General features: G+C 72.3%; 26 protein-coding genes. 15 read left to right on the top strand and 11 right to left on the bottom strand.

The genetic code is table 11. The features are described 5' to 3' along the window. Entirely contained in the window at nt 1-930 is a 930-nt protein-coding gene (locus OG218_RS18835) for an NAD-dependent epimerase/dehydratase family protein (protein WP_328294752.1), read from the top strand. A 9-nt stretch (nt 931-939) separates the two neighbouring features. On the opposite strand, the gene OG218_RS18830 is transcribed toward OG218_RS18835, so the two are convergent. Continuing rightward, a complete protein-coding gene (locus OG218_RS18830) occupies nt 940-1,566 on the bottom strand; it encodes a helix-turn-helix domain-containing protein (RefSeq protein WP_328294751.1) in 627 nt (208 codons plus the stop codon). After that, the gene (locus tag OG218_RS18825) at nt 1,563-2,993 is read right to left on the bottom strand and encodes an APC family permease (protein WP_328294750.1); all 1,431 of its coding nucleotides are present in this window, start codon (nt 2,991-2,993) and stop codon (nt 1,563-1,565) included. The genes OG218_RS18830 and OG218_RS18825 overlap by 4 nt, the downstream gene beginning before the upstream one ends. A gap of 223 nt (nt 2,994-3,216) precedes the next feature. On the opposite strand from OG218_RS18825, the gene OG218_RS18820 reads away from it, so the two are divergent. The 7 genes from OG218_RS18820 to OG218_RS18790 all read left to right on the top strand — a co-directional run bounded on the left by OG218_RS18820 (nt 3,217) and on the right by OG218_RS18790 (nt 10,298). Beyond that, nucleotides 3,217-4,728, top strand: a complete 1,512-nt coding sequence (locus OG218_RS18820; protein WP_328294749.1) for an APC family permease — start codon at nt 3,217-3,219, stop codon at nt 4,726-4,728. Then, a complete protein-coding gene (locus tag OG218_RS18815; RefSeq protein WP_328294748.1) occupies nt 4,725-6,707 on the top strand; it encodes a primary-amine oxidase in 1,983 nt (660 codons plus the stop codon). The genes OG218_RS18820 and OG218_RS18815 overlap by 4 nt, the downstream gene beginning before the upstream one ends. Then, entirely contained in the window at nt 6,704-7,168 is a 465-nt protein-coding gene (locus OG218_RS18810) for a hypothetical protein (RefSeq protein ID WP_328294747.1), read from the top strand. The genes OG218_RS18815 and OG218_RS18810 overlap by 4 nt, the downstream gene beginning before the upstream one ends. Next, entirely contained in the window at nt 7,165-7,863 is a 699-nt protein-coding gene (locus OG218_RS18805; protein ID WP_328294746.1) for a GNAT family N-acetyltransferase, read from the top strand. Before OG218_RS18810 ends, OG218_RS18805 begins: the two co-directional genes overlap by 4 nt. An 84-nt stretch (nt 7,864-7,947) precedes the next feature. After that, entirely contained in the window at nt 7,948-8,568 is a 621-nt protein-coding gene (locus tag OG218_RS18800) for an L-threonylcarbamoyladenylate synthase (protein ID WP_328294745.1), read from the top strand. 189 nt (nt 8,569-8,757) lie between these two features. Then, on the top strand, nt 8,758-9,024 hold the full coding sequence (locus OG218_RS18795) for a GlsB/YeaQ/YmgE family stress response membrane protein (protein WP_328294744.1): 267 nt from the start codon (nt 8,758-8,760) through the stop codon (nt 9,022-9,024). Nucleotides 9,025-9,029: 5 nt separating this feature from the next. Beyond that, entirely contained in the window at nt 9,030-10,298 is a 1,269-nt protein-coding gene (locus tag OG218_RS18790) for a cation:proton antiporter (protein ID WP_328294743.1), read from the top strand. A 20-nt stretch (nt 10,299-10,318) separates the two neighbouring features. On the opposite strand, the gene OG218_RS18785 is transcribed toward OG218_RS18790, so the two are convergent. Further along, nucleotides 10,319-10,801 carry a DUF427 domain-containing protein gene (locus tag OG218_RS18785; protein ID WP_328294742.1) on the bottom strand — a complete coding sequence of 161 codons (483 nt, stop codon included), beginning with the start codon at nt 10,799-10,801 and terminating at the stop codon, nt 10,319-10,321. Nucleotides 10,802-10,827: 26 nt separating this feature from the next. Beyond that, nucleotides 10,828-11,682: a LysR family transcriptional regulator ArgP gene (locus OG218_RS18780; protein WP_328294741.1), complete on the bottom strand. Its 855-nt coding sequence runs from the start codon at nt 11,680-11,682 to the stop codon at nt 10,828-10,830. A gap of 71 nt (nt 11,683-11,753) precedes the next feature. Here OG218_RS18780 and OG218_RS18775 point away from each other — a divergent pair, with 71 nt between their 5' ends. Then, nucleotides 11,754-12,356 (top strand): LysE/ArgO family amino acid transporter, encoded by a 603-nt coding sequence (locus tag OG218_RS18775; protein ID WP_328294740.1) that lies wholly within the window; start codon nt 11,754-11,756, stop codon nt 12,354-12,356. Here OG218_RS18775 and OG218_RS18770 read toward each other — a convergent pair. From OG218_RS18770 to OG218_RS18750, 5 genes are read right to left on the bottom strand one after another with little or no spacing between them, the layout of a single operon-like run. Next, a complete protein-coding gene (locus OG218_RS18770; protein ID WP_328294739.1) occupies nt 12,334-13,296 on the bottom strand; it encodes an N-acetylglucosamine kinase in 963 nt (320 codons plus the stop codon). The two genes, OG218_RS18775 and OG218_RS18770, sit on opposite strands and share 23 nt — an antisense overlap. After that, the gene (locus tag OG218_RS18765) at nt 13,293-14,180 is read right to left on the bottom strand and encodes a carbohydrate ABC transporter permease (protein ID WP_380162222.1); all 888 of its coding nucleotides are present in this window, start codon (nt 14,178-14,180) and stop codon (nt 13,293-13,295) included. The genes OG218_RS18770 and OG218_RS18765 overlap by 4 nt, the downstream gene beginning before the upstream one ends. 5 nt (nt 14,181-14,185) lie before the next feature. Continuing rightward, the gene (locus OG218_RS18760; protein ID WP_328294737.1) at nt 14,186-15,115 is read right to left on the bottom strand and encodes a carbohydrate ABC transporter permease; all 930 of its coding nucleotides are present in this window, start codon (nt 15,113-15,115) and stop codon (nt 14,186-14,188) included. Beyond that, nucleotides 15,112-16,518, bottom strand: coding sequence for an N-acetylglucosamine/diacetylchitobiose ABC transporter substrate-binding protein (gene ngcE / locus OG218_RS18755; protein WP_328294736.1), 1,407 nt, complete (start codon nt 16,516-16,518; stop codon nt 15,112-15,114). The genes OG218_RS18760 and ngcE overlap by 4 nt, the downstream gene beginning before the upstream one ends. 31 nt (nt 16,519-16,549) lie before the next feature. After that, nucleotides 16,550-17,317, bottom strand: a complete 768-nt coding sequence (locus OG218_RS18750) for a sugar isomerase domain-containing protein (RefSeq protein ID WP_328294735.1) — start codon at nt 17,315-17,317, stop codon at nt 16,550-16,552. Between the two features lie 226 nt (nt 17,318-17,543). Here OG218_RS18750 and OG218_RS18745 point away from each other — a divergent pair, with 226 nt between their 5' ends. Further along, a complete protein-coding gene (locus OG218_RS18745) occupies nt 17,544-18,455 on the top strand; it encodes a MurR/RpiR family transcriptional regulator (protein ID WP_328294734.1) in 912 nt (303 codons plus the stop codon). After that, nucleotides 18,452-19,804 carry an alpha-L-fucosidase gene (locus OG218_RS18740; protein ID WP_328294733.1) on the top strand — a complete coding sequence of 451 codons (1,353 nt, stop codon included), beginning with the start codon at nt 18,452-18,454 and terminating at the stop codon, nt 19,802-19,804. Before OG218_RS18745 ends, OG218_RS18740 begins: the two co-directional genes overlap by 4 nt. Nucleotides 19,805-19,836: 32 nt before the next feature. On the opposite strand, the gene OG218_RS18735 is transcribed toward OG218_RS18740, so the two are convergent. After that, on the bottom strand, nt 19,837-20,229 hold the full coding sequence (locus OG218_RS18735) for a PPOX class F420-dependent oxidoreductase (protein WP_328294732.1): 393 nt from the start codon (nt 20,227-20,229) through the stop codon (nt 19,837-19,839). A 2-nt stretch (nt 20,230-20,231) separates the two neighbouring features. Here OG218_RS18735 and OG218_RS18730 point away from each other — a divergent pair, with 2 nt between their 5' ends. Genes OG218_RS18730 through OG218_RS18720 form a run of 3 tightly spaced genes read left to right on the top strand, consistent with a single transcriptional unit; the run spans nt 20,232 to nt 22,306 of the window. Continuing rightward, nucleotides 20,232-21,140 (top strand): acetamidase/formamidase family protein, encoded by a 909-nt coding sequence (locus OG218_RS18730; protein ID WP_328294731.1) that lies wholly within the window; start codon nt 20,232-20,234, stop codon nt 21,138-21,140. A 4-nt stretch (nt 21,141-21,144) separates the two neighbouring features. Then, nucleotides 21,145-21,507, top strand: a complete 363-nt coding sequence (locus tag OG218_RS18725; RefSeq protein WP_328294730.1) for a hypothetical protein — start codon at nt 21,145-21,147, stop codon at nt 21,505-21,507. 55 nt (nt 21,508-21,562) lie between these two features. Further along, complete coding sequence (locus tag OG218_RS18720; protein WP_328294729.1) at nt 21,563-22,306, top strand: alpha/beta fold hydrolase; 744 nt, start codon at nt 21,563-21,565, stop codon at nt 22,304-22,306. Here OG218_RS18720 and pcrA read toward each other — a convergent pair. Then, entirely contained in the window at nt 22,278-24,620 is a 2,343-nt protein-coding gene (gene pcrA / locus OG218_RS18715) for a DNA helicase PcrA (protein ID WP_328294728.1), read from the bottom strand. The genes OG218_RS18720 and pcrA overlap by 29 nt on opposite strands. A gap of 105 nt (nt 24,621-24,725) precedes the next feature. On the opposite strand from pcrA, the gene OG218_RS18710 reads away from it, so the two are divergent. Beyond that, a complete protein-coding gene (locus OG218_RS18710) occupies nt 24,726-25,307 on the top strand; it encodes a TetR/AcrR family transcriptional regulator (protein ID WP_328294727.1) in 582 nt (193 codons plus the stop codon).

Raw genomic sequence — 25,307 nt, 5'->3', positions numbered from 1 at the left:
GTGCACGTCGTCGTCACCGGGGCCACCGGCCACATCGGCAGCTACCTCGTCCCGCGCCTGGTGCGGGCCGGGCACCGGGTGAGCGCGGTGACCCGCGGAACCCGCGAGCCCTACCACCCCGACCCGGCCTGGGAACAGGTCGACCGGGTCGTCCTCGACCGCGACGCCGACACCTTCGGCGCGGACCTCGTGGACCTGCGACCCGACGCCGTCGTCGACCTGGTCTGCTTCACCCCGGACTCCGCGCGCCGGCTGGTCGAGGCGTTGCGCCCGACCGGCGCGTTCCTGGCCCACTGCGGCACGATCTGGGTCCACGGCCGGGCGGCGTTCTCGCCGTTGCGCGAGGACGACCCCCGCGAGCCGTTCGGGGAGTACGGGACGCAGAAGAACGCGATCGAGGAACTGCTGCTCGCCGAGACCCGTTCCGGCGGGCTGCGGAGCACCGTCCTGCACCCCGGCCACATCAGCGGCCCGGGCTGGCCCGTCATCACCCCGCTGGGCAACCTCGACCCCGCCGTGTGGGAGCAGCTGTCGAGCGGCGGGGAACTCCTCGTCCCCGGACTCGGGCTGGAGACCATGCACCACGTCCACGCCGACGACGTGGCCCAGGGGTTCGAGCTCGCCGTGGCGAACCCGGAGGCCGCCGTCGGTGAGAGCTTCCACGTCGTCTCCGACCGGGCGCTGACGGCGCGCGGTTTCGCCGAGGCCGCCGCGGGGTGGTGGGGCCGGAGCGCGAACCTGCGGTTCGTGAGCTGGGAGGAGTTCCGCGGGGCCTACGGCGAGCACGCCGACGCGAGCTGGGAGCACCTGTCCCGCAGCCACTCCGCCAGCACCGGGAAGGCCCGGCGCCTCCTCGGCTACTCCCCCGGGTTCAGCTCGCTGGAGACGGCCCGCTCGGCGGTGGAGGCGATGGGTCTGCTGCCCGGCTGAGCCCCGGTCTCAACCCAGCAGCGGTCCGAGCGCCTTCGCGACCCCGTGCAGGCGCGAGGCGTAGCCGGCGACCCCGATCGTCGCGGTCGTCGGGCAGGTCGCGAGCAGGACGGCGACGAGTTCGTCGTCGGGGTTGCGCACCGCGACGGCGAGCGCCGTGAGCCCGCGGACGGGGTCGTCGTCGTACCGGCACTCGGCGCAGCCGGCGAGGACCTCGGCCACGGCCGACCCGAGCGGGGCGGGACCGCCGTGGCCGACGGGCAGGCCCACGTCGGGGTCGGCGTCGGCCACCCGGACGAGGCCGCCGCGGACGACGAGCAGGTGCACGGCCGCCCGGACCCCGCTGCGCAGGTGACGGAGTTCCTCGCGGACGGCGCTCACCAGAGCGACCGGGGCGGCCGCGTCGACGAGCGCGCCGACCCGCGCTCCCAGGGCGAAGCCCGAGAGGTCGGGCATCCGGACGAGCAGTTCCTCGGCCACCAGGAGGTTCAGCAGCCGGTAGGCCGTCGCCCGGGGGATCCCGGTCGCCGCGGCCAGTTCCGCGGCGCTGACCCCCGGTCCGGCGTGGGCGACGGCCTCGAGCAGGTGCACGGCCGAGGTGATCGCCTTCGGCTGGCGTCCGGTGAGGTCGCTCACGACAGCACGTCCCGCCGGACGGTCTCGTCGTAGAGGCCGATCCCGGCGACCAGCGACGGCCGCCGCACCCGCAGCACGACGGCCCGCACGACGCCGAGGCCCAGCAGCGCGGACGCGGTGAGCACCCACCCGCCCCCGGCGGACACGGCCCACGCCGTGCAGGCCCCGAGGACCGCGACCAGCGCGAGCGAGGCGACGACGGCGACCACCACCGGCGGCGCGGTCAGTTCCCCGATGCGGTGCAGGAAGAACGGTGCCGCGAGGCAGACCAGGACGTAGCCGCCGACGTAGCCGCAGGTGCCGACGACGAGCAGACCCCGCAGCGTGTCGGCCGGGGAGACCCCGAGCAGCAGGACCCCTGCGGGGACCGCCACGGCGAGGGCCGTCGCGACGACCACGGCGAGGGCAGGGGTCCCGCGCGGTCCCGTGCGCCCGAGCGCACGGGGGACGACCCCTTCGCGGCTCATCGTGAACACGAGTCGCACCAGGGCGGTGAGCGACCCGGAGGCGCACCCGACGAAGGAGGCGAGGATCCCGAGTTCGAGGACGGCGGCGAGCGTCGGGTCGGCGAGCACCGACACTGCGGCGGCCAGCGGGAGCGGTACCCCGCCGAGCCCCGGGGTGCCCGCGAAGACGACGGCCTGCGCGGCGGCGGCGAGGACGTAGAGCAGGCCGGAGGTCAGCGCGGTCCAGCGGACCACCCGGGGCACGACGGAGAGCGGTCGACGGCTCTCGCTGGCCAGCGACCCGGCGCTCTCGAAACCGACGAAGGCCGTGACCGCCAGCAGCAGACCCTGTCCGCCGGGACCGAACGGGTGTCCCCCGCCGTCGAGGACGACGGAGGGGTGCGGGACGCCGTACCGGGAGAACGCCGCGGCGAGTGCGATCCCCAGGACCACGACGACGATCGAGATCGAGACGACCTCCAGGGCCAGTCCCAGCCGGGCCGAGACCCCCGCCCCCCGGACCGAGAAACCCGCGACGAGAACTCCGAGCAGCGTGATCGTGAGAACGACGGGAACCGGTCCGGAAACCCCGGGCGCCACCTTCTCCATGAGCGCGACGCCGGAGGTCGCCGCCCCCGTCAACGCCCCCGCGACGAGGAACCCGTACCCCACGACGAGGGCACCTCCCGCGATGGTGGCCGCCGTCCCGCCGAGCCCCTTGGCGGTGAAGGAGTACAGCGAACCCGGGGCGACCATCCGCCGGCTGAACTGCCCGACGGAGGAACTCACGAGGAGCACGACGACGGTGGCCGCGAGGTAGGCCAGGGCCGAGGGCGGGGCACCGGCGAGGGCGAACGCCTGCCCCGGCGAGGTGGCCATCGCGGCGGCGGGTGCGGTGGCTGCGACGGACTGCGCGAGCACCTCGAGCGGGCCGAGGCGTCGACGGCGCAACCCGGTGACCGGGGAGGTGGGACGCAGCACCGGTACCGTCACGAGGACCTCACGAGGGCACCGTGCCCGGCCCGTGTTTCGTCGGTGTTGCGCGGGTGTTTCGCCTCGTGCGCGGCGAACGGGACGGCGGGCGAGATCCCGTCCCGATCGGTGGAACCCCTCGTCACACGCGGGCAACGTCGTGGAAACCGGAGCCCGCGAGGATCGGTGCGGGCGGTCGGCCGACCGCCCGCAGGCCCTCCTGAGGAGCGTCATGGCGTCCACGACGAACAGCACCGTTGCGCCCCCGGTCGAGGAACGTCGGCTGAGCGGGAAGCTCGGCGTCGGCTCGATCGTCTTCATGGTCGTCGCGGCGGCGGCCCCGCTGACCGTCGTCGGCGGCAGCGTCCCGATCGGCATCAGCATCGGCAACGGCGCCGGGTACCCCGCGATGTACGCGATCGGCGCGGTCATCCTGTTCTTCTTCGCCGTGGGTTTCGTGGCGATGACCCGCTACGTCCCGAACGCCGGTGCGTTCTACACCTACATCGGCGCCGGCCTCGGCCGGCTGCACGGCCTCGGCGGTTCGTTCCTCGCCCTGCTGACCTACCAGACCATCCAGGCCGCGGTGTACGGCTACCTCGGTGCGGCGCTGGGTGGGGTCGTGCACGACGACCTCGGCGGGCCCGACCTCCCCTGGTGGGTGTGGGCGGGTCTCTCGATCGCCGTCGTCGGGTTGCTCGGGTTCCGCCACATCGACCTCTCCAGCAAGGTCCTCGGCGTCCTGCTCGTCGCGGAGATCGGGATCGTCCTCGTGGTCGACGCGGGCGTCGTCCTCTCCGGCGGCGGGGACGAGGGTTTCTCGACCGCGTCGATCACCCCGTCCGGGATCGCGTCCGGCGCCCCCGGCATCGGCCTGATGTTCGCCCTCGCCGGGTTCATCGGGTTCGAGTGCACCGCGGTCTTCCGCGACGAGGCGCGCGACCCCGACAAGACCATCCCCCGCGCGACCTACGCCTCGCTGGCCCTCATCGGGGTCTTCTACACGCTGTCCGCGTGGTCGATCGTCTCGGCCTGGGGCGACCAGGGGGCGGTCGCGGAGGCGGGCAGCGACCCCGAGGGCATGGTCGTGCGGACCGCGACCGACTACGTGGGTAGGGTCGCCGGCGACGTGGTCCAGGCGCTGCTGCTGACCAGCCTCTTCGCCTGCGTGCTGTCCTTCCACAACGTCATCAACCGCTACGTGTTCTCCATGGCCAACACGGGCGTCCTGCCGCGCTCGTGGGGGCGCAGCCACCACCGCCACCACTCCCCGCACGTCGCCTCGCTGCTGCAGACGGGGGCCTCGGTCGTCCTCGTCGCGGTCTTCGTCGCGGCCGGCCTGGACCCGATCCTGCAGGTCTACACGTGGATGTCGGGCGTCGCGACGCTCGGGTTCATCCTGCTGATGCTGCTGACCTGCGTCGCCGTCCTGGTGTTCTTCGCGCGCAACCGCGTCGACAACCGCGTCTGGAACACCAGGGTCGCCCCGGCCGTCGGGGTCGTGGGGCTCGGTTTCACCGCCTACCTCACGGCGACGAACTTCGGGTTGCTCGTCGGCGGGTGGACCGTCGGCGCCGTCTTCCTCGTCCTGACGATCGCCTCCTACCTCGTGGGCCCGCTCGTCGGAGCGCTCAAACCCAGCGCCGACCCGATGGCCGTCTCCGAGTTCGAAGCCGCCCTCGACGCGGGTGCCGAGGTGCCCGCGCAGATCCGTTCCACGTCCGCCACGGAGGACCACGCATGAGCCTGCTCGACACCCCCACCGACCTCTCGCTGACCTCGGGTCCGGACCACCCCCTCGACCGCCTGAGCGCGGGCGAGATCGACGCGACCCGCGAACTGCTGGCCGACACCCTGACCCCGACGACGCGGTTCGCCTACCTCGGGCTGCTGGAACCCCCCAAGGCCGAGGTCCTCGCGTTCTCCCCCGGCGACCCGATCTCGCGGACCGTCCGAGCGCTGCTGCTGGACACCGCGACCGGCGTCGGGCGCGACGTGCGGATCTCGCTGTCGGAGCACCGGGTCCTCTCCGACCACACCGTCGACGGCCCGACGCAGGGACACGTCCCGATCCTCGAGGAGGAGTTCGCGGCGATCGACCCGATCGTCGCGGTCGACGAACGCTGGGTCGCCGCCCTCGCCGCCCGTGGCCTCACCGTCTCCGACGTCGTGACCGTCCCGCTCTCGGCCGGTCACTACGACGACATCCCCGCGACCGACCCGGGCGCCTCCCGCATCATGCGGGTGTTCGCGTTCCAGCAGCCGGACGCGCAGGCGCTGCCCTGGGCGCACCCCGTCGACGGGGTCGTCGCCTACGTCGACCTCTCCGCCCAGAAGGTCCTGCACGTCCTGGACCACCAGCGGTTCACCGTCCCGCAGCAGACGGGGAACTGGAACGAGGCCCCGCACGCCCAGCCGGAACGCACCGACCTCAAACCCATCTCGATCACCCAACCCGAGGGTCCGAGCTTCTCCGTCGACGGCGACGTCGTCACCTGGCAGGGCTGGAAGGTCCGGGTCGGTTTCGACCCGCGGGAGGGGCTGACCCTGCACCAGCTCTCCGTCGCCGACGTCACCGGACCGGACCCGGAGGCCCGTCGCGACGTGGTGTACCGGGCCTCGATCGCGGAGATGGTCGTGCCCTACGCCGACCCGTCGCCGGTGCGGTTCTGGCAGAACTACTTCGACACCGGCGAGTACCTCTTCGGCCGGTTCGTGAACTCCCTCGCGCTGGGCTGCGACTGCCTCGGCGAGATCCACTACTTCGACGCCGTGATGGCCGACGAGACCGGTCACCCGAAGGACGTGCAGAACGCGATCTGCCTGCACGAGGAGGACTACGGGGTGCTCTGGAAGCACTCCGACATGTTCAACGGCATGAACGAGACCCGCCGTCAGCGCCGGTTGGTGATCTCCTTCTTCACCACCATCGGGAACTACGACTACGGGTTCTACTGGTACCTCTACCTCGACGGCACCATCGAGCTCGAGGCCAAGGCCACCGGGGTCGTGTTCACCGCCGCCTACCCCGAGGAGGGGTTGGAGTTCTCCACCGAGATCGCCCCCGGTCTGGCCGCACCGTTCCACCAGCACCTCTTCTCGGCCCGGCTCGACATGATGGTCGACGGCCTCGCGAACGCCGTCGAGGAGGTCGACGCGGTGCGGGTCCCCCGCGGCGAGGGGAACCCCTACGGCAACGCGTTCGCCCGCAAGGCGACCCGGCTGACGAGCGAGGCCCACGCCCAGCGCGAGGCCAACGGCGCCGCGGGCCGGGTGTGGCACGTGCTGAACACCGAGCGGAAGAACGCGCTGGGACAGCCCACCGGCTACGCCCTGCACCCCGAGCACCAGCCGCTGCTGCTGGCCGACGAGACGAGTTCGGTCCACGACCGGGCGACGTTCGGCACGAAGCACCTGTGGGTGACGCAGTACGACCCGGAGGAGCGCTACCCGGCGGGGGACCTGGTGAACCAGAACCCGGGCGGGGCCGGGTTGCCCGCGTTCGTCGCGGGTGACCGCGACCTCGACGGCCAGGACCTGGTCCTGTGGCACACGTTCGGGTTGACGCACTTCCCCCGCCCGGAGGACTGGCCGATCATGCCGGTCGACTACGCGGGGTTCACCCTGAAGCCGGTCGGGTTCTTCGACCGCAACCCCGCGCTCGGCGTGCCGGTGGCGAAGCCCTCCCACGGGTCGGGCGGAGGGGGATGCTGCACCTCGTGAACCGTCCACGCTCCGCGACCCACCGGGAGGCCCACGCCTCCCGGTGGGTCGCGGTGACCGGGGTGGTCGCAGCGGTCCTGCACGTGCCGCTGGCGATCGCCCACGCGGGAGCCTCCCTCCCCCTGGCGGGGGTGCTGCTGGTGATGTCGCTGGTCTGCCTGCCGTGCGCGGGCCACCTGTGGCGCAGCCCGTCCCCCCGGACGTGGGCCCTGGTCGCCGCTGTCGGCACGGTGGTGCTGCTGACCCACGCGGCCCTGCTGGTGACCCCCGCCGGCGGCTCCGCGTCGGTCCTCTCCCTCCGCGGGCACGCCGGCCACACCACGACCCTCGCCGATCCCTGGCACTCGCCCGTCCTGCTCGCGCTGGTGTCGGTCCTCACGCTGGCCCAGGTCGCGACGTGCCTCCACCTCCTGACCGGCCGGCCCCACCTCCTGCGGGGGCGTGGAACGATGCTTGGGTGACGCAGCACCACCCCCTCGACAACCCCGTCTGGTCGTCGTTGGCGACGACCCACGCCCACCTCGCCGAGGGGACGGGCGACGGCCGGCGGTTCCCGGTGGACGTGTCCCCCTTCTCCGGGGTCGCCGACCAGGGCGACCCCCGGGGCTGGCACGACCTCGCCGACGTCGCCGGTCCGGGCGTCCTGCTCCTCGTCCCCGCCCTGGCCGTGACGCCGCCGGAGGGTTTCACGGTGACGGCCCGCCTCCCGGGCGTGCAGCTGGTGGCGACCGACGCGCTGCGGACCGAACCCTCGCCGCACGCCGTGGAACTGGGCGACCAGGACGTCGACGACATGCTCGACCTGGTCTCGCGCACGCAACCCGGCCCGTTCGGGCGGCGGACCCGACTGCTGGGCCGCTACCTCGGGATCCGGGAGGACGGCCGGCTGCTGGCCCTGGCCGGCGAACGCCTGCACCCCACCGGGGCGACCGAGATCAGCGCCGTCTGCACCGATCCGAGCGCCCGCGGCCGCGGGCTGGCGACGTCGCTGGTCCGGGCCGTCGCCCAGGGCGTCCGCGACCGCGGCGAGCTCCCCTTCCTGCACGCCGCCGCGCACAACACCGGCGCGATCCGGCTCTACGAGAGCCTGGGTTTCGCCCTGCGACGGACGCTCGACTTCGCCACCGTCCGCACCCCCGGGACGCCCGCTCCCTGAACGAGCGGGAGGCGGCGGTGGGTGCAGGCCCGTGTCCACCACGGCACGGCGGTGACCCGGACCGCACTCCTCTAGAGTCGGGTCATGGCGCGTTTCGTGGAGGTCCACCCCGAGAACCCGCAACCCCGGTCGATCGCGCAACTCGCGGCGGTGCTGCGGGAGGACGGCCTCATCGCCTACCCGACGGACTCCTGCTACGCGCTGGGTTGCCGCCTCGACAGCCACACCGGCGCCGACCGCATCCGTCGCATCCGGCAGCTGGACGACAAGCACCACTTCACGCTGATCTGCTCGGACTTCGCCCAGCTCGGGCAGTTCGTGCACCTCGACAACGCGCAGTTCCGCGCCATCAAGGCCGCGACGCCGAACCCGTACACGTTCATCCTGCCGGCGACCAAGGAGGTCCCCCGGCGGTTCGCGCACCCCAAGAAGAAGACCGTGGGCGTCCGGATCCCGGACCACCGGTTCGTGCGGGCGCTGCTCACGGAACTCGGCGAACCCCTGCTCTCCAGCACCCTGCTGCTGCCCGGCCACGAGGAACCCCTGACCGACGGCTGGACGATCAAGGAGGAACTCGACCACGTCGTCGACGCGGTGGTCGACGCCGGTGAGTGCGGGACGTCGCCGACGACCGTCGTGGACTGGTCGGAGGGATATCCCGAGGTCGTCCGGGTCGGAGCCGGCGACCCCGACCGCTTCTCCTGAGGGCGCTTCCCACTGCTCCCTTCAGCTGTGTTCGGCTCGTGACCGAGTGTGTCCCAGGTGGAACGAACGCCGGTCCGGCGGGCGATCACGGCCAATTCGTGACACGGTTCGGCCGCGCCGCGGAAGCGAAGACCGTTTCCGCGTCGGGTCCACAGCATCCCGTGGGCTGAACTGATCTTGGAGGAACACATGACCATCACCGGCATCATCACGGCCATCGTCGTCGGGCTCATCATCGGAGCGCTCGCGCGCCTGGTCCTGCCCGGCCGCCAGAACATCTCGATCCTGCTGACGATCGTCGTCGGTATCGTCGCCGCCCTGATCGGCACCGCCATCGCCCGCGGCACCGGCGTGGCCGACACCAAGGGCTTCGACTGGATCGAACTGATCTTCCAGGTGGTCATCGCGGCCATCGGCGTCTCGATCGTCGGGTCGCTCCGCGGCCGTCGTCGCTGACCCAGGTGCTGTCGCCGGTCCTCTTCACCCTCGCGGGGGCCAGTGCCCTCGTTGCGGCCCTGCTGCCGCGGGTGGTGGACCGGCTCCCGGTCAACCTGCCGATGGCCTTCCTCGGGGCCGGGGTCCTGCTGGGCCTCGTCCCGGGGTTGCCGTCGGTCGACCCGCTGAAGCACCGCGAGGCCACCCAGCACGTCACCGAGCTGGTCGTGATCATCTCGTTGATGGGGGCGGGTCTCGCTCTCGACCGAGCCGTCGGGTGGCGCCGTTGGGCGTCCACCTGGCGGCTCCTCGCCGTGGCGATGCCGCTGACGATCGCGGCCGTCGCGTGGGCGGGGTGGCTGGCCGGTCTGCCGATGGCCGCGGCCCTGCTGCTGGGCGCGGCCCTCGCCCCCACCGACCCCGTCCTCGCCAGTGACGTCCAGGTCGGGGAACCCGCCGACGAGGACAACACCGAGGACGAGGTCCGCTTCGCCCTGACCAGCGAGGCCGGCCTGAACGACGGTGCGGCCTTCCCGATCGTGCACCTCGCCGTCGTCCTCGCGGGCACGGGACTGTCCGTCGTGGCGCTGCGCGACTGGTTCCTCGAGGACGTCGCCCTCCGCGGCGTCGTCGGCGTGGCCTCCGGCCTGCTCATCGGCTGGGTCCTGGGGCGGCTGTTCTTTCACTCCCCGCTCCCGTCGCTGCGCCTGGCCGACAACGCCGAGGGGTTCACCGCGCTCGCCGTGACCTTCCTGGCCTACGGGGTCACCGAACTCGTCCACGGCTACGGCTTCGTCGCGGTCTTCGTGGCCGCCTGCACCATCCGCTCCGCCGAACGGGCCCACGGGGCGCACAAGGTGGCGCACGAGTTCGTCGAGCAGATCGAGCGGATGCTCACGTCGTGGCTGCTGCTGCTGCTCGGGGCGGCCCTCACCGACGGGTTGCTGGCTGCCCTCACGTGGCGCCTGGCCCTGGTCGGCGTGCTGCTCATCGTCGTGATCCGCCCCGTCGTGGGGTATCTCAGCCTGGCCCGCACCGCCGGCGGACCCCGCGAGCGCTGGGTCATCGGGAGCTTCGGGGTCCGCGGCATCGGCTCGTTGTTCTACCTCGCCTACGCCCTCGGGGAGGGCGAGTTCCCCGGCGAGGAGCTCTGGGCCGCAGTCGGTTTCACCATCGCCCTGTCGGTCTTCGTCCACGGCCTCACGGCCGGCCCGATCGTGCGCAGGCTCGACGCGGCGAGGTTCCGCCACGCCCCCACCGACCACCGCGGGGACGTCGCGGGCACCCACCTCTGACGGGTCACCCGATCACTCGATCACCAGCCCATGGTGCCCGGTGCGCCCTTGAAGGGGCCCGTCACCTCGGAGCTGATCCACCCGCCGTAGAAGTCGCCCTCCTGCGCCAGCACCTCCTCGTCGTCGAGCAGGCAGCGCACCCCGGAGGGGTAGAACGCCAGCGCGCCGGTCAGGGCCTCGAAACCCGGGGTCGGCCGCGGGTAGGTCCAGGCGGCGCGGGGTCGCAGCACCTGCCCGTCCGCGCCGAGCAGGTCCACGTAGGACGCCTGCCCCTTCCACTCGCACCACGACCTGCCGTCCCCGGGGGCGATCGCGTCGGCGGGCACCGCGTCCCGTGCGACGTAGTACGTCGGCGGGTGCGAGGTCTCCAGGACCCGCCACGCTCGCCCCTCCTCGGGAGCCACGTCGACGAGGAGCCGACCCTCGGGGTCGTGGATCCGCACCCGTCGCGTCGCGACTTCCAGGCGCGGCGGACGGGGGTAGGCCCAGCAGGATTCGCTCACCCGCACAGCGTGCGGCCGGGACGGGATCAGCGCCAGGCAGCGAGGACGGCGTCGCCGAGCCGGTCCAGCGACGGGGAGCGGATTTTCCACCGCTGCCAGTGCAGGACGACGTCGACCCCGCCGCCGGGCGCGAGGTCGACGAGCTCCCCCGCCCCGGCGGCCCCGATCTGCGCCGGGAGCAGCATCCCCCAGCCGAAGCCCCGCCGGACGGCCTCGCCGAAGTCCGCCGTCGCCGGGACGTGGTGACGGGGCGGGAGGGGGTACCCGAACCCGCGCAACCAGTCGTCCTGCAGGTCGTCGTCGCGGTCGAAGACCACCACGGGCGCCCGCGCCAGCGCGTCCCGGTCGACCCCGCCGGGGAACCACCGGCGGGCGAAGTCCACCGACGCGCAGGGTTGGTAGTGCACGGACCCGAGGCGGGTGACCGAGCACCCCGCGACCGCTTCGGCCTGCGCGGTGACGGCCGCGACGACGCTGCCGTCGCGCAGCAGTTCGCTGGTGCGTTCCTGGTCCTCGCGGCGCAGGTCGAAGCAGAAGTCCCCCGCCAGCGGGGCGATGGCCGCGAGGAACCAGGTCGCGAGCGAGTCCGCGTTGACCGCGACGGGCAGCACGGGCATCCCGGACGCCTCGCCGAGTTCGCGTCCCGCGTCCGCGGCGAGCAGTTCGACCTCGCGCGCCAGCCGCAGCACCGTCCGGCCGGCCACGGTCGGGACGACGGGTTTCGAGCGCACGAGCAGCACCCGGCCGGCCGAGGACTCCAGCGCCCGGATCCGCTGGCTCACGGCCGAGGGGGTCACGTGCAGCGCACGGGCGGCGGCTTCGAACGTGCCCTCGGCGACGGCCGCCGCCAGCGCCCGCAGCTGTCCGAGGTCGAGGTCCACGAACAGCGATGCTAATGCCGGTGAAGGATCCTGAGCTGGAGTCGTCGGGCTCGGCTCTCTAGCGTCGGAGGGTGCTCACGTTCCTGGCCGGAACCCTCTTCGGCCTCTCCCTCATCGTCGCCATCGGCGCCCAGAACACCCTCGTGATCAAACAGGGGATCCGCGGGGAGCACGTCGGGGCGGTCGTCGCGGTCTGCGTAGCCAGCGACGTCGTCCTCATCGCCGCGGGCGTCGGCGGCGCCGGGGCCCTCCTCACCCGCTCCCCCGACGTCCTCCAGGTCGTGCGGTGGGTCGGCGCGGCGTTCCTCTTCGCCTACGCCGCCTTCGCGCTGCGCCGGGCCTGGCGCCCCGGCGCCCTGCGCGCCGACACCACGGGGGAACCTGCGCGCCTCAGCACCGTGCTCGCCACGACCGCCGCCCTCACCTGGCTGAACCCGCACGTCTACCTCGACACGGTGGTCCTGCTCGGGTCGGTCGCCGCCACCCACGGCGGGGCGCGCTGGTGGTTCGCCGCCGGCGCGATGCTCGCGAGCCTGGTGTGGTTCACCGTCCTGGGTCACGGGGCGAGACTGCTGCGACCGCTCTTCGCCCGTCCCGCCGCCTGGCGGGTACTGGACCTCGGGGTGGCGCTGATCATGACGGTCCTCGCGGTCAGCCTGCTGCGAGCGCCGTGAGCTGCTCACGCAAACGCGTCGGGGGGTGCCCGAGTTCGCGCAGCGCGAGGACGGCGGCGCCCAGCAGCCCGTCGTCGGCGCCGGCGACCTGCCGCCCGGCCAGCGCACGCTGCAACGCCTCCGACCGGCCGGTGCGCTCGATGCCCAACCGCCAGACGCTGCCGCCGACGACGAGGGGTCCCGGCCCGGCGACGGCGTCGAGCAGCGTGGCCAGTTCGCCCTGCGCGCCCGACACGATCCCCGCCGCCACCCGGTCCCCCGCCCCGGCGGCCGCGAAGCAGACCGGGGCGAGGCGGGCCAGGCCGACGGGGTCCTGGGCGTAGACGAGGTCCACGAGTTCGCCGAGCACGTACGGGCGCCCCTCGCGCGGGCGGCGGTCGTCGTCGAGCCCGAACGTCTCCAACGTCGCGCCGAGTAGTTCCGTCGCGGGTCCGGTGCCGTCGAGGGCGGCGGCGACGGCCCGGGCCACCCGCCGCCCGATCCAGAACCCCGACCCGGCGTCCCCCAGCAGCCAGCCGTTGCCGCCGACGACGCGGCCGAGGTCCCCGTCGACGACCCGCGCCGCGACGGAACCCGTCCCGGCGATCAGGCCCGCCCCGGAGTCCTCGACGGCCGCGGAGTAGTACATCGCGAGCAGGTCGGAGGCCCGGCGGAACCGCGCGTGCGGCGCCAGGTCGAGGACCCGCCGCAGGTCCTCGAACGCCACCACGCGCTCGGAACCCGCCGCGGCCAGCACCGCCGACACGACCTCCCCGGGCCCCGCCTGCGCGAGAGCCGACGAAGCGGCGCTGCGCACCGCCGCCAGCGCGGCGGCAGCGCCGACGGCGGTCGGGTTCCCCGGCCCTGCCACCGCCCGCCCGCAGGGACGTCCGTCGAGGGTGGCGACGAGGGCGCGGGTCGAACTGCCACCGGCATCGAGCGCGAGCAGGAACCGCGTCACTTGAGCCCGCCCGCGGACGCGGCCCCCTGCAACCGTCGCTGGAAGATCAGGTAGACGACCAGCACCGGCACGATGGTCGTGACCGCCCCGGCGAACAAGGCGCCGAAGTCCACGTCGTAGCCCGCCGCGGAGGCGAAGGACGCCATCCCCTGGGTGAGGACGTAGTTCTGCCGGTCCGAGTTCAGCACCACCGGCAGCAGGTACTGGTTCCAGAGCCCGACGAAGTTGAGGATCGCGACCGACGCCATGCCGGGCCCGGCCATCGGGAGCATGACCTGGAAGAACGTGCGCCACTCGCTCGCCCCGTCGATGGAGGCCGCCTCGGCGATCTCGCCGGGGAGCTCCTCGAAGAAGCTGGTGAGGAAGAACACCGTGAACGGGTAGGCGTAGGTGGCATAGCTGATGATCAAACCAGGCAGGGTGTTGAGGACACCCAGCTGGCGCAGGATGAAGAACAACGGGACGACCGCGAGGAACACCGGGAAGGTGAGACCCGCGACGACCAGGTAGCGGATCAGCGTGCGGCCGCGGAACTGGAACCGGGCCAGCACGTAGGCCGACATGGACCCCATGACCATGGTCAGCACCAGCGCGCACGACACCACGATCACGGAGTTCAGGAAGTAGGTCCCGATACCCGCGGTCCGCCAGGCGTTGACGTAGTTCTGGAACTGCCACTCCTGCGGCAGCGAGAACGGTGACGCGAAGATCTCGTTCGTCGTCTTGAAGCTGGAGACGATGGTCCAGAGCAGCGGTACCAGGACGAGCAGGGACCAGATCCCCAGCACGGTGTGCGAGCTGACGGCGACGGCGCGCTCCCCGCGCCCCGTCCCGCGGACCGGTCGGGCCGTGGGCGCCGGCTGGACCCGCGGGCGCTGCGTCACCCCGCTCACGCGCGCTTCTCCCGCCACCGGGCGACGCCGAACACCAGACCGGTGAAGGCGAACGTCACCAGCGCCAGGACGACGCCCATGGCGCAGGCCAGCCCGAAGCGGCCGTCCTTGAACGCGGTGCTGAAGATCTGCTGGGTGATGACCAGGGTCGAGTTCGCCGGACCGCCGTCGGGGTTCAGCGCGGCCAGGAACACGAACGCGTCGAGGGCGAAGATCCCGAGGTAGACGTAGGCCGTGCGCAGCGCGCCCGAGATCCCCGGTGCGGCGATGAACACCGCCGTGCGGAAGCGGCCCGCGCCGTCGAGGCGGGCGGCCTCGAACGTCTCGGCCGGGATCCCGCGGATCGCCGCGACGAAGAGGACCATGTAGAAGCCGACGAACGTCCACACGATGACGGCGACGGTGGCGGGCATCGCCGTCGAGGAACGGCCCAGCCAGGCGAACTTGTCGAAGCGCTCGAGGCCGAGTCCGGTGAGGACGCCGTTCAGCAACCCGGCACTCGGGTCGTAGACGCGGCCCCAGATGATGCCGATGACGATCGCGGGCACGACGTAGGGGAAGAAGGACACGATCCGGTAGAACGACGACCCCGACAGTCCCCGCACGGCCCCGGTAGAGGACCCGCCGAACGTCAGCAGGCAGGCGAGGGCGAAGCTCAGCACCAGGGTGACGATCGGCACCACCACGAGGAGCACGAGGCTGTTGCCGACGGCCTTGAGGAACAGGTCGTCCTGCGCCAGGTGCACGTAGTTGTCGAGGCCGATGAACTGCTGGGTCGAGGTGAACCCCGACCACGAGGTCAGCGAGTACCAGGCGGCCTGGGTGAACGGGTAGAGCACGAAGGCCAGGTAGAGCGCGACGGGGATCCCGAGGAACACCACCATCAGGCTGACGCGGTCGAACGTCAGCCTGCGGCGGGTCCTCACGAGACCTTGACCTTGACCACGGAGTCGTCCGCGCGGGTGTCGTCGAACTGCTTCTGCAGGCCGCTGGTGAGACCGGCGGCGTCGAGCTCACCCGAGAGGAAGCTGTTCCAGAGGACGTTGTTCTGGCTGGTGAAGCCGTAGATGTCGTTGAAGTTGAACGTGAAGGTGTTCTCGCCGGCCGCGTCGAGCATGGCGATCTGGGACGCCAGGGCCGTGGAACCGAAGGCGTCCGCGGGGACGGTGCCCTTGACGATGGTCGAGGAGAGCTTGGCCTTGGCGAAGTTGGTGGCGCCCTCCTTCGACAGCATCAGCCGCAGCGTCTCCATGCCGCCGGCCTTGTTCTTCGCCTGGCTCGGGACGACGAACGGCTCCCCGGCGCTGGCGTGGAAGGACTCCGCCGGCATCGCCGCCCCGCTCGACACCGCGGGCGCGGGACACCCGGTCATCTGGAAGTCCGCAGCGGTCTGGCTCTTCATCTCGTTCTCGATCCAGGACCCGGAGGGGTAGAGCACCGCCTGCTGTCCCTGGGTCCACTGCGCCTGCGCGGCGGTGAACTGTGTCCCGGCGCCGCCCGGGAGGAAGTACCCGGCCTGCACGGCCTGCTCCATCTTCGCGAACACCGCCTGCACGACGGGGTGGCTCCAGGCGTCGGCGTCGAGGTTGCCCAGCTTGACGCGGACCTCGTCGCCGCCCTCCTTGATCGCCGACTCGACGGCGAGGGTGAGGTAGTAGGACGCGGCCTCCTTGCCCCAGCAGAAGAGGTACTTGCCCGCCGTCTTGGCCTGGGCGCCCAGCGCGAGGACGTCGTCCCACGTCGTCGGGGCCTTCCAGCCGTTGGCGTCGAACAGCGACTTGGAGTACCAGAGGCCGTAGACCGTGAGGACGTAGTTCAGCTGGACGAGGCGACCGTCGTAGTAGCCGTCGTCGAGCATCCCCGGGTAGAGGGTGTCGGCGATGACGTCGCCCTCGGTGTTCTTGGCCTTGGTGAGCGGGGCGAGGTCCTCGAGCTGCTTCGCGATGGTCGCGAGGCCGATGGCGTTCGCCCCGGAGTTGTCGAGGAGGTCCGGCGGGTTGCCGCCGACGAAGCGCGGCTGCATCTGCTGGGAGATCTGGGTGGAGGGGGCGACGGTGAGCTTGCCCCCCTTGTGCAGGTCGGCGTACGCGGCGGCGACGGCGCTGACGTAGTCCGTGCCGTACCCGCCGTCGAAGATGACGGCCTCGACGGCGGCGCCCTCGCCGACGCCGAAGGGGTTCGTGTCGCTGACCTCACCGGTGGGGGCGGAGTCGGCGGGGGTGTCGCTGCCGCCGCCGGCGGCGCAGGCGCTCAGGCCGACGGGCACGAGGGTGCCGGCCAGGACCAGACCCAGGAACCGGCGACGCTGGAACAACGGGGACTCGCTCACGGTGCTTCCTCTCGGACTGCGGACGATGGGTTCAAGCGCTGCGGCGCAGACGGTCTCCGTACCTCGCCTCGAAGGTGAGGTTGCGGTCGTGCCCACCGGGGACGTTGGCCGAGACGTAGAGGGGGGCCTCCTCGCCGCGGGCGGTGAGGGTCGCGACGGTGCCGATGGTCAGCAGTTGGGCGATGTAGCCGGAGGTGAGCGAGGACACCGCACCGACGGTGACGTCCCCGACGGAGTCGAGCGTCGCGTCGCCGAAGGGGGCGAGGTTGTCGATGACGACGTCGGCGATCTCGGCGAGGCGCTTCCCGCTGGGGTGCTGGGGTTGCACGGCGTGGGTGTGGGCCAGGCTGGTGACCGCGATCACCGGGTGGCCGTGCTCCTGGGCCAGCAGGGCGAGCCCGACGACGGAACCGTTGACCCCGGAGTTGGAGGCGATGACGAAGACGTCGCGGGGGTCGCGGACCACGGTCGCGAACACGTCCCGGGCGATGTTCGGGTCGCGTTCCAGCGGGGGTTCCCCCGTGAGTTCGGCGATCGCGTGGTTCCCGACGAGCGCCGCGTCGCGCAGGGCGACCTTGTTCGTCGGGATCAACCCGCCCGCCCGGCCGGCGATCTCCATGGCGAACCCCTCGGAGTGCCCGGTGCCGAAGGCCTGGACCACCCCGCCGGTGGAGATGCAGGTGCTGAGCAGGTCGACCGCTGCGTCGAGACCACCGGAACCGGCGAGCGCGGAGAGCGTCTCGAGACGGGACACCACTTCCCGCTGGAACTCGTCGACGTGTTGCGGGAAGGCTGCCACAGCGGAACTCCTGGGTCGGTGATTCAGCGAGTCGACATCGGGTGGATGAATGTTTCATCCACGGAGGTGGTGAAGTCAAGGGCTTCCCGTCACATCCTGGTTACGTTCGTGTTGCGTGGCAGGCTGTGTGATCGGACACCGGAGATCCCGAGCCGCACCGGGATCCGCTGCTACTCTCCGTCGCACGACCGTGCTGGTGCATCGGTCAACCAGTGGAGAACCGGAGGTGACGGTGTCGACCCACGGTCCCGACCCGGCCCAGCGCATCCTCGCCGTCCACGCGGAACTGCCGCCGTCGTTGCGCAAGGTCGCCGACTTCGTGCTCGCCGAACCCGAGGCGGTCGAGCGCTGCTCCGCGGCGGAACTCGCGCGTCGCGCGGGGACCTCGCAGGCCGCGGTCACCCGCTTCTGCCAGACCATCGGGCTCGAGGGGTACCAGGGACTCGTCCTGCTGCTGGCCCGCGAACAGGGACGCCGCGCCGGCGACCCCGTCTGGGGCGGCGCCGAGGTGGGGCCGGACATCCTCCCCCACGACGACCTCGAACGGGTCGTCGCGGTCGTCGCGGCCGCGGACGTCCGCAGCCTGCAGGACACCGCCCGCCGCCTCGACCTGGTCGCGCTGGAACGGGCGGCGCAGGCCGTGGCCCGGGCACGTCGCGTCGACGTGTACGGCGTGGGCGGTAGCGCGGCGATGGCCGCGGAGACGGACTCGCGGTTGTTCGGCATCGGCGTTCCGGTGCGGAACTGGACCGAGGTCCACGCGGCGACCACGTCGGCGGCGCTGCTCACCCCGGCCGACGTCGTCATCGCCGTCTCGGTGTCCGGCGCCACCCGGGAGGTCGTGGAACCCGCCGCCCTGGCCGCCCGGCGCGGGGCCACCACGATCGCCGTCACCGGTGAACCCGGGTCCCCCCTGGCCCGCTCCGCCGACGTGGTGCTCACCGTCGCACCGGGCGGGACGACCTTCCGCGAGGGTCCCTTCGCGGCCCGGCACGCCCAGTTGTTCGTCATCGACTGCCTCTACGTGCGGGTCGCGCAACTCACCTACGACCGGGCGAGCGCCGCCCGGGCGCTGACCCACCACATCCCCGAGGACCACGCCGTCCGCCCCGCCCGACCCCGGCGGCGGACAGGATGAGCCTCGACCTGCGCTACCTCGCCGGCGTCCGTCCCTCCGCCCGGCAGCGGCGCTGGCAGGAACTGGAGTTCTACGGCTTCGTCCACTTCGGCATGAACACCGTGACCGACCGCGAGTGGGGGCTCGGCCACGAGGATCCGGCGCTGTTCGACCCCGCCCACGTCGACGCGGACGGCTGGGTCACGGCGATGGCGGCCGCCGGGATGCGCGGGGTGGTCCTGACGGCCAAGCACCACGACGGGTTCTGCCTGTGGCCCAGCGCCCACACCGCCCACTCCGTCGCCGCCAGCCCGTGGCGCAGGGGTGGTGGTGATCTGGTCGCCGAGGTCGCCTCCGCGTGCGCCGCGCACGGTCTGGCGTTCGGCGTCTACCTCTCCCCGTGGGACCGCACCGACGCCCGGTACGGCACGGGCACCGACTACGACGACTACTTCGTCGCCCAGCTCACGGAACTGCTCACCGGCTACGGCGAGGTGTTCTGCGTCTGGCTCGACGGCGCCGACGGCGAGGGTCCGGACGGACGGAGGCAGTCCTACGACTGGGACCGCTACCACCGGGTGATCCGTGCCCTGCAACCGGACGCGGTCATCAGCGTCTGCGGTCCCGACGTCCGCTGGTGCGGGAACGAGGCCGGGCAGACCCGTCCGGACGAGTGGAGCGTCGTCCCCCACGAACTCCGCGACGCCGAACGGGTCGCGTCCCGCTCGCAGCGGGCCGACGACGGCGGGTTCTCCCGGGCGGTCCGCTCCGACGAGGTCGACCTCGGCAGCCGCGCCGCGTTGGAGGGTTACGCCGGTGAGTGCGTCTGGTACCCCGCCGAGGTGAACACCTCCATCCGGCCCGGCTGGTTCCACCACCCGAGCGAGGACGGGCAGGTGCGCGGCGCGGCGGAACTGTTCGACCTGTGGCGGGCCGCGGTCGGCGGGAACGCGGGTTTCCTGCTCAACGTCCCCCCGCGCGCCGACGGCGTGCTGGCGGTCCCCGACGTGGCGTCCCTGCACGGGCTGGGTGAGCTCATCCGCGCCCACCGGGCCGCCGACCGTTCCGGTGAGGCCGTGGTCTCGACCTCCGACGCCGACGGGAGGCCCCGGACCACGCTGACCTTCGCCGCCCCGCTGCGGCTGCGTTCGGTGGACCTCGCCGAGGACCTCGACCACGGTCAGCGCATCGAGGGGTTCACGGTGGAACTGTCGCTGTCCGGGCAGGTCGTGTGGCGGGGCGGCGCCGGTGTCGTCGGTCACCTGCGGATCCTCGACGTCCCGGACGTGCTCGCCGACCGGGTCGAGGTGGTGCTCGAACGGTTCCGCGCGCGACCGGTCCTGGCGGGGATCCGGACGACCACCGCCTGAGCCGGGCCGCCCGTCCCGACGAGGACGACGCGTCAGCCGACGGCGTGGATCCGGTCGGCGGCGATCGTCAGGACGACGCGCACCTGGTCGCGGCCCCCGAACCACGGGTAGGGGGCGCCCAGGTACTTCTGCGACAGCGCCTCGATGCTCTCCACTCCTCCCTCCGTGGTCGACGCCACGACGTGGCCGCGCACGAAGAAGTAGCGACTCGGGTTCGCCGGATCGGCCACGGTGACCGCGACCCGGCCGTCCCGCTCGACGTTGCGCAGCTTCTGGAAGCCCTGCACGGTGTTGATGACGATGTTCGTCCCGTCCGTGTCGACCCAGGTCTGGGTGAGCTGGGGCGAGCCGTCGGGCATCGTCGTCGCGAGGTAGCAGGTGGCGCGTTCACGGAGCAGGACGAGCAGTTCGGGGGGAAGATCCATGCGTGGACGCTACCCCGACCGACGTCTTCGACCCCGCCCTCGAACCGGCGCTCGTCGTCGACGACGGCGAACGCTTCACCGTCGAGGCGCTCGACGCCTGCGGCTACCTCCGGCGACCGGAACACCCCGGGGCCCCCACGCCCCGTCGCCTCGAGGGCGCCCGCGGGCACTGCCTCGTCGGGCCGGTCTCCGTGCGGGGTGCGCGCCCGGGGGACGTCCTGGCCGTCACCCTGCACTCGATCACCACGTCGGGGTGGGGGTGGACGTCCGCCGGCGCGGTGGACAGCCCGCTGAACGTGCGCCTGGGCATCACGGAGCGCGCGGACCTGTTGTGGGACATCGACGACGACGCGCGCACGGCGACGAACCAGCTGGGGTTCACGGTGGACACCGCCCCCTTCCTCGGCGTCATCGGCACGACCCCGGCCGAACCGGGCCAGCACTCGACGACCCCGCCGCGCCCCGGGCACGGCGGCAACATCGACTGCCGCTCCCTCGTCGCCGGCTCGACGTTGTTCCTGCCCGTCCACGTCCCCGGCGCGTTGCTCTGCCTCGGCGACGGGCACGCGGCCCAGGGCGACGGCGAGGTCTGCGGGACGGCCGTGGAGTGCGGCACGACCACCGACCTCACGGTCTCCGTCGTCGCGGTGCCCGCCCTACCCTCCGTGCACGCCACGACCCCGACCGAGCGGCTGACCTTCGGCTTCGACGCGGACCTCAACGCCGCGACGGACGCGGCGCTCGACGACATGGTGACGTGGGTCGCCGCGGAACTCGACCTCGACCGGTCGACGACGTTCGCCCTGCTCAGCGCCTGCGTGGACCTGCGCATCACCCAGGTCGCGAACGAGACGTGGGGCGTGCACGCGGCGCTGCGACACGATGCCCTCCGGCGCACCCACCCCAGCTAGGAGGGTGCTCGAGGCCGGATCCCGCCGCAGGAACCAGCCCGCGCCCCCGCACGTCGTCTGCGAGGCGCTGCTCGCTCCGGACCGCGACCCGCACCGCCCCTGGCTGGAGCTGCTCCACGACGAGCAGCGACCCGAGGTCCTGACCGTCGACGCGCCCCACCTCCTCGTGTGGTCGTCGCTGTGGCCCGTCCGACCCGACGCGCGGCTCCGCTTCGAGCTGCCGTGGGACGCGGCTCACCAGGGGACGGACCTGCGGTGGACCCTGCTGGTCGAGGACCAGCTCCCCGAGCCGTCGTCGCTGGGGCACCTGCGTCGCCGGGTGAACCAGCTGATCAACGCGAACCTGCGGTACACGTTCGGGCAGTAGCCCGCAGCGCCGCTCCGACGCGCCGGTCACCCGTTCCGCCCCGAGGATGGGCGCTGTGAGCACCACTGTCGTCTGTCTGCACGCCCTCGGGTCGAGCCGCCTCGCCTTCGACGCGCTGGCCGCGGAACTCGGTCCGGAGTTCGAGCTCCGCGCGCTCGACCTGCCGGGTTTCGGCGACGCACCGGTGGAACTCGGGACCTCGGTACGGGCGATGGCCGACCACGTCGTGCAGCGGCTCTCGGCGGTGGACGACGACTGGATCCTGCTGGGGCACAGCATGGGCGGGAAGATCGCATCCGTCGTCGCGGCGCGGGCGCTCGCCGGGGAACTCCCACCCCCTTCGGGGGTGCTCCTGCTCGCCGGCTCCCCGCCGGTCCCCGAGCCGATGGCGGAGGAACGCCGGGCGCTCATGCTGTCCTGGGTGCAGGACGGCCCGCTGGACGCCGCCGCCGCCAGTGAGTTCGTCGCGACGAACGTGGGCGGACCCCTGGAACTCGCGGCCGCGGAACGCGCCGTCACCGACCTGCTCCGCTCCTCCCCGCTGGCCTGGCGGAACTGGCTGGAGTTCGGGTCGCGGGAGGACTGGTCCGAGCGGGTCGGGGTCCTCGACCTGCCCGCGGTCCTCGTGGCGGGCGGTGCGGACGGTGACCTGGGCGAGAACGCCCAGCGGGAGCTGAACGGGGTGGCCTACCCCCGGGCGACGTTCGTGACGTTGCCCGGGGCGGGTCACCTGCTGCCGCTGGAACGTCCCCGCGAGGTGGCGTCCGTGGTCAGAGCTTCTCGACCGGCGCGTACCTGAGCAGCAGCCGTTTCGTCCCCTCGGACCGGAAGTCGATGTGCGCGATGGTCTTGTCGCCCTCGCCCTCCATGCGCACGACGGTGCCGAGGCCGAAGGAGTCGTGCGTCACCCGGTCGCCGGGGTTCAGGGTGATGACCGGCCGGTTGCCGGCGGAACGCACCCCCGGGCGTTGGGAGATCCGCGACGCGGCGCTCGGGGAGGCGACGTTCTGGAACGCCGACTGCGCACGCTTCCACTCGACCAGCGTCGCGGGGACCTCGTCGAGGAACCGTGACGGCGGGTACTGCTGCGGTGCGCCCCAGGCGCTCCGGACGGCCGAGCGGGACAGGTAGAGCCGTTCGCGCGCCCGGGTCAGGCCGACGTAGGCGAGGCGACGTTCCTCGGCCAGCTGGTCGGGGTCCCCGAGGGAGCGCATGTGCGGGAAGGTCCCGTCCTCCATGCCGGTGAGGAACACGACGGGGAACTCCAGCCCCTTCGCCGTGTGCAGCGTCATGAGCGTCACGACACCGTCGTCCTCGGCACCGGCAGGGATCTGGTCGGCGTCGGCCACGAGGGAGACGCGTTCCAGGAAGTCCGAGAGGGTCCCCTCGGGGTTGTCCTCGGAGAACTCCTCGGCCACCGCGACGAGTTCGGAGAGGTTCTCCACCCGGGACTCGTCCTGCGGGTCCGAGCTCGCCCGGAGTTCGGCGAGGTAACCGCTCTGCTCCAGGATCGCCTCGAGCACCACGGAGGGGGCGGCCCCCGACTCCGCCAGCGTGCGCAGGTCGTGGATCAGCTGGGCGAAACCCTGGATCGCGTTCAGGGAGCGCGACACCAGACCGATCGCCTCGTCGGCGCGGTCCAGCGCGGCGTTGAAGCCGATCCGCTCGCGTTCGGCCAGCACCACGATCGCGGCCTCGGCCCGTTCGCCGATCCCGCGCTTGGGGGTGTTGAGGACGCGGCGCATGTTCACCGTGTCGTCGGGGTTGTCGAGGACGCGCAGGTAGGCGACGGCGTCCTTGACCTCCCTGCGCTCGTAGAAGCGCGTCCCGCCGACCACCTTGTAGGGCAGCCCGGTGCGGATGAAGACCTCCTCCAGCGAACGCGACTGCGCGTTCGTCCGGTAGAAGACGGCGACGTCCTTGTACTTCAGCGATCCCGCGTCGTGGAGGCGGTCGACCTCCTCGGCGACGAAGGCGGCTTCGTCGTGCTCGTCGTCGGCGACGTACCCGACGATCTGCTCCCCCGCGCCCGAGGCCGTCCAGAGGTTCTTCGGCCGGCGGTCGTCGTTGAGCTTGATGACCTCGTTGGCCGCGGTCAGGATGTTCTGCGTCGAGCGGTAGTTCTGCTCCAGCAGCACCGTCGTCGCGTCCGGGTAGTCCTGCTCGAACTCGACGATGTTGCGGATCGTCGCGCCGCGGAAGGCGTAGATCGACTGGTCCGCGTCACCGACGACGGTCAGCTCCCCGCGCGGGACGGGGCCCTCACCGGTGCCGACGAGTTCCTTCACCAGCATGTACTGCGCGTGGTTGGTGTCCTGGTACTCGTCGACCAGCACGTGGCGGAAGCGTCGGCGGTAGTGCTCCGCGACGTCCGGGAAGGCCTGCAGGAGGTGCACCGTGGACATGATCAGGTCGTCGAAGTCCATGGCGTTGGCCTGGCGCAGCCGCTGCTGGTACATCCGGTAGGCCTTCGCGAGGACGCGTTCGGTCTCGTTGCCGCTCTCGGAGTTCGCCCGGTCGAAGAAGGTCTCCTCGTCGACGAGCTCGTTCTTGAGGTTCGACACCATCGTCGACATCGCCCGCGGCGCGTGCTTCTTCGGGTCCAGCTGCAGCTCGCGGCCGACCATCGCCATGAGCCGCTGGGAGTCGGCGGAGTCGTAGATCGAGAACGACGTCCGCATCCCCAGGTGCTGGGCCTCGCGGCGCAGGATGCGCACGCAGGCGGAGTGGAAGGTCGAGACCCACATGCTGCGGGACCCCATCCCCACGTTCACACCGACCTGGTCGCCCACCAGGGCGGCCACGCGTTCGCGCATCTCGGCGGCGGCCTTGTTGGTGAAGGTGATCGCGAGGACCTGCCCGGCGGTGGCACGGCCCTCGGCGAGCAGGTAGGCGATGCGGTGGGTCAGGACCCGCGTCTTGCCCGAGCCGGCGCCCGCGACGATCAGCAGCGGAGACCCCGCGTGCACGACGGCCTGGTGCTGCTGCGGGTTCAGCCCCTCGAGCAGGGCAGCCGGGTCCGCCCCCCGGCGCGGGGTCGGCGCGGTCCTGCCGCCGTTCGGGTCGCCGCTCGAGGAGGGGCCCAGCGGGAGGTCGTCGAAGAGAGTGCTCATCGTGGGTCAAGGGTAGGCCTCACCTCCGACACGACCCACCGCCCGCGATGGACCGAACCGGTCCTTGTGCGACCGACTCGGTCCACACCGGTCTACAGTGGTCGGGTGCCCCGGTTGACGAAGGAACAGATCGACGAGGAGATCCTCGAGGCGGCGGCGGCGCTGTTCGCCCGCCACGGGATCGAGCAGACCTCGGTGCAGCGGGTGGCCGACGCGGTCGGCTACTCCAAGACCGGTCTGCTGCACCGCTTCCCGAGCAAGGAGGCGCTGGAGGAGGCGACCGTGGCGCACACGGTCGGGCACTTCGAGCGCATCGCCACCCAGGTGACGGACCTCCCGACCGGTCCCGGGCGCGACCGGACCGTGGTCGAAGCCCTCGTCGCCCTCGCCGAGCGACGTCCCGGGCTCGTCTCCTTCATGCTGACGACGATCAGCCAGGGGGCGCTGTCCTCCGACCGGTTGGACCACCTCGGCGAGGTGCTGTTCCGCTCCTTCGGCACGGAGATCGTCAAGAGCGAGCAACCGCCCAGCGCCGCCGTCCTGGACCGCGGCGTGCGGATCACCACCGCCGTCAGCGGGCTCGCCGTCACCTCGCTCGCCTTCCGCGACCTCGACGCCGCGACCGTCCGCCCCCACCTGATCACCGCTGCGCTCGCCGCGCTCGGGCACACCGCCGAGGAGAACTGA

This window comes from Kineococcus sp. NBC_00420, from assembly GCF_036021035.1.
GTDB lineage: Bacteria > Actinomycetota > Actinomycetes > Actinomycetales > Kineococcaceae > Kineococcus.
This window is presented reverse-complemented; position numbering and strand designations above follow the sequence as displayed.